Annotated in this window: 4 protein-coding genes; 1 reads left to right on the top strand and 3 read right to left on the bottom strand. The window is 36.4% G+C overall.

All coding sequences use genetic code 11. From position 1 onward, the window contains the following. Positions 1–593 (top strand): IS66 family transposase (locus FTV34_RS16605; protein ID WP_032042748.1); only part of this gene is annotated, 593 nt, incomplete at its 5' end. 25 nt (positions 594–618) lie between these two features. Here FTV34_RS16605 and FTV34_RS16600 read toward each other — a convergent pair. The 3 genes from FTV34_RS16600 to FTV34_RS16590 form a co-directional block, all read right to left on the bottom strand. After that, positions 619–1,401 carry a hypothetical protein gene (locus tag FTV34_RS16600; RefSeq protein ID WP_257222496.1) on the bottom strand — a complete coding sequence of 261 codons (783 nt, stop codon included), beginning with the start codon at positions 1,399–1,401 and terminating at the stop codon, positions 619–621. Positions 1,402–1,506: 105 nt separating this feature from the next. Continuing rightward, the gene (locus FTV34_RS16595) at positions 1,507–2,658 is read right to left on the bottom strand and encodes a hypothetical protein (protein ID WP_180070818.1); all 1,152 of its coding nucleotides are present in this window, start codon (positions 2,656–2,658) and stop codon (positions 1,507–1,509) included. A gap of 198 nt (positions 2,659–2,856) precedes the next feature. Beyond that, the gene (locus tag FTV34_RS16590) at positions 2,857–3,141 is read right to left on the bottom strand and encodes a hypothetical protein (protein ID WP_180009727.1); all 285 of its coding nucleotides are present in this window, start codon (positions 3,139–3,141) and stop codon (positions 2,857–2,859) included. Positions 3,142–4,125 lie beyond the last annotated feature (984 nt).

Genomic DNA, 4,125 nt, shown 5'->3' with positions numbered 1-4,125 from the left:
GCTTTAAATCAGGCCAGGTCATTGAGGTGGGCTGCATGGCCCATGCACGTCGTAAATTCCATGAACTGCATGTAACTGGGAAAAGTCAGGTCGCTGAACAGGCATTAGTGCTGATTCAGAAACTGTATGCGATAGAAGCAGAGCTCAGGAAAAAGACCGATGGTACAGCGGAAGACCGCCGCGAATACCGACAACAGCATAGTCAACCAGTGATGCAACAACTATATGAATGGCTCAACCAACATCATCTGACAGTGCCATCGAGTTCTCCCACCGCCAAGGCCATCAATTACACTCTGAAGCGTTGGCCAGCTTTAAGCCGCTATCTGGATGATGGCAATCTACCTATTTGCAATAATTGGGTCGAGAATCAGATGCGTCCCTGGGCGTTGGGGCGCAAGAACTGGCTGTTTGCAGGTTCGCTGCGCAGTGGTCAGCGAGCGGCAAACATCATGACGTTAATCCAGTCAGCAAAGCTGAATGGCTTGGATCCGTATGCCTATTTAAGTGATGTGCTGAAAAGGCTGCCGACACATAAAGTGACCCAGATTGAAGAGTTACTGCCACACTGCTGGAAACCTAAATCGAATTAAAATTGGTATGGGATTCAGCGGACGCTTACCTACCGACAGTAAAAGTCCTACTTTTGCCATTTAAACTAACAACTGTCTTAACTTGCTGACATTCCTCTTCCCACACTTCTACGGCTTTAAATTGATCTGTATTAGGCGTGAGAAAGTTTTTTAACAAGCCGAAATTACCTTTTTTAGGCTTCATCATTAATACTGTTTCAATATTCTCTCGATGACCTAAATTTGAGATTCTCTGAGCTTTATCATCGATACCTGTAAATTTAGTCAGTTTAATTTCTTTCACCTGTGCTTTCTGTTTCCATTCATCAAAAGATTTATCATCTGTTAATGATTTAAATTGTAATACTAGTCCGCTTTTTTCTTTGTAATATTTATATAGAATGTTAAAAATCAGTGTTTTAGCACTTACACTTTTATAGCACTGAAAAAATGCAAAGCCTTCATTATATGAAAGAGGAATTTTTAGATAAAAATAGTAATTAATTAATTCAGCATTTTTTTCTGTCTTTGCATAATCTATTTTTCCTGTGTCAATATTTATAATATCAGACCTAAGACCGTAGTTTCCTTGTTGTAAAAAACCTTTAATAATTCTAGTTTTATCATCAACTTGAAGATCAACGATTCTGTAAATTTTCTTTTCATCTTCAACTATATGAAAGTCTATACCTTTCTCAGTAAAACAATCCTTAAAAATCGTATAAAGATCTAATCGACCTAAAATCTTATCTAAAGGAGGATAAGTATTATGAAGTCTAAAATATTGCTGATCATAAGTTCTTATAGTGTACGGAGCTAAAGAATGCATACTTAATATTTTAAGAATTAAAAATACATTTTTTCATAAGTTTTAGTCAGTTAAAAGGCTTTATTTAACATAAAATCTCTTATGCGAAATTTAAGAAAAAAAGCTTTAGCATTTTTTTCTGTCTCTTCTTAATCGTTGATCTTTAGGCTTTCGCTTATTCCGTTTATTCAAATAAATCTGATCTGCATTTCGACAAGCCACTTCAAACTCTTTCATACTCCAAGCCTTCTTGGCAGTGAAGCGTACATAGTGTAAGTTTTTTGGAAAATACATTTGATTCAGCTTCTTCTGCTCGGGATTTCGGGCATTTAATATCGATCTCATTTTAGCCTGTAACGTGCCAATTTGATGACGTGTACCATGAAAAGTTCCCTTAGAACTCAATCTAAAAGTGGCTTCTTTCAAACGATCAGCCTGTTCAGTCGAAATTAAATCAATTTTTTTATTCAACTCCCGCGTTGCCGACTGCATAAATTCTTGCGATAGATACCAGGTAAAACGGATTTTCTTCTGAGAATATCGTTGAAAAAACTCCAAATGCTTTTTACGAACCCCGCGTAATGCACGAGTTAGCTCTTTCAACCGCTCGTTATAGCTCACGTCATCGTTAAATTTAATTCCAAACCGTTGCAGTAAAAATGCACTCACGGATGCCTGATTCCAACGTGTATGTTCATTTTCTAAAAAAGCAAAGCCGAAAATACGTTGAATACTGGAAAAACGCCTGACATCAGATGCATCAAAAGGCTTAAACACCCGATAAACCAGATCTTGGTTACTATCAATAGTTTTTACACGCTTGGCATAAACATTAAAAATAACGCCAAAGCGTTCAGGATGATAATAAACCCGAGAAAATTGTGGCTTAAGATCACTAAACTCAATGTATTGTCCCAGTACATAATCCCCATAGCGCAACAGTTTTTCTTTTTTCGTGGTCAAAAGACTATTCAACTTTTGCTTCTGTACCATGCTCGAATTTTTGGCGAGTATTTCTTTTAGCGTCAGCTTACTTCTTCGCGCTTCTCTGTAGCCTGTGGTAAATAACCAAAACTGGAATACCTCACTTTTGGCTGGATCATAATTGATGACCAGACTCCATACTGGTTCCCCGTAGTCCGATTTTTTCTTACGCTCAGATTCAGTCAGATCGAGGCCATACTTCAAAATTAATTTTGGAAGCACATGATGGAACTTTGAAAAAAGCACAGTATCAGAAAACCAAAACTTAGCCCTTCCATTCGAAATGCATTGCATAAGACTGAGAAGACAGTCTGTTTTCGTTGTTGTGTAGTAGATCATTATCTAATCAAAATATACCTTTTATGCGGAAAGCATAAAAGTTTATCTTTGATTAAAAAAGAATAAAAAACACCATTTTTATAAAATAGCGTTTTTTTTGATCAATTTTGGTAAATGTATAAATAAGAGTTCCAATACCCGAATAATCCAGGACTAAAAATCTTTTAAAAGTTCAAGATCAACACTAAACATTCTTTGCATTCCCAGCATATGATCAAATTTTTGCTCATATTCTTTCAAAAATTTTCTGGAATCTAATAAATGACTCAAAATCAATTTTAGACTCTGAATAGATTCATCCTTAGGATCTACTAAAGCTTCTTTTTCTTTTAACTCTTTACGAACTTCTTTAATTTGAGATGTTAGCGTTTTTATACCTCTATGATTTGCAATAAACATCATTTCAAACCATTCAAGATCTTCTAAAGTAGATTTCATATCATCACCATTTAATTTTATAAAAATATTTTTTTTAATGCTCTCACTCTCTCAACATTCTCCACAGCCTTCGTTTTACTCTGGGCTGATGGTGAATGTTGAGAGAGTTTCGGCAATACTCACCCTAAGAGCTTACAAAAAATTGCTTGCTCTTAAAGTATTGCCGAACACCAATTTGGGCTGACGGAGCCACGCATCGGTCGTCCACGACAGTAGGTAATTGTGCTTTCCTACACAGGCTGAGATTACGATTCACACACCGCATCGACACGTTCTCAAACCGAACAGGTCACTTCTCTCTGCGAGGGTTTCCCCAACATACAATTTAAAGCATCCCTGAACTACTCATCACGCTGTTGCTTTGTCGATATCCCCTAGTAGCAACTCCTGCTCTACATTACTGTAAAACAATCGCTGTGGTGCGCTAGCGTCGCTTTATTCCATCCACCCACACCACATGCCTAGACCCGAATAAACGGACACGCAGAAGCGGGCAAAGCTCGAATTCAAGATTGCTTATTTAATGGACACAAAACGATTCAATAACGAAGTAATTCATGTTTTGACTTGAAATTACTGCTCATAACGTTAAAATGTGCGAACAGGTACAAGCCTTTGGTGAAATCTGCACGAGTTGGTAGCTCTGCTGATCTTCGTTATCTGATGCGTCAACATCAAATAACTGCGTACCGCTGAATATAAGAAAAACCCGTTGATACTGCAAGGTGTCAGCGGTTTTTTTTTACTCAATTCAAGCCCTTAACTTTCACTCTTTCTAATTTCTTATTAAAAAATCATCTACATCTATTTGATTAATTTCTATTTTCATTAAAAAATAAGTTTCACTCTTTTTCAAAAAAAAATTGTTATTTGCTCAAATTAAATACACCAATATCTATTTGTTTTTGATTAATTTTTATAAACCCGTCCAAGATTTTTAGACAGTCTAGTTAATACAACAATTTAAATATTAGATAAAATCAG

Source organism: Acinetobacter sp. YH16038 (genome assembly GCF_013417275.1).
Classification (GTDB): domain Bacteria; phylum Pseudomonadota; class Gammaproteobacteria; order Pseudomonadales; family Moraxellaceae; genus Acinetobacter.
The sequence above is the reverse complement of the archived record's forward strand: the minus strand, read 5'-3'. Positions and strand labels throughout refer to the sequence as shown.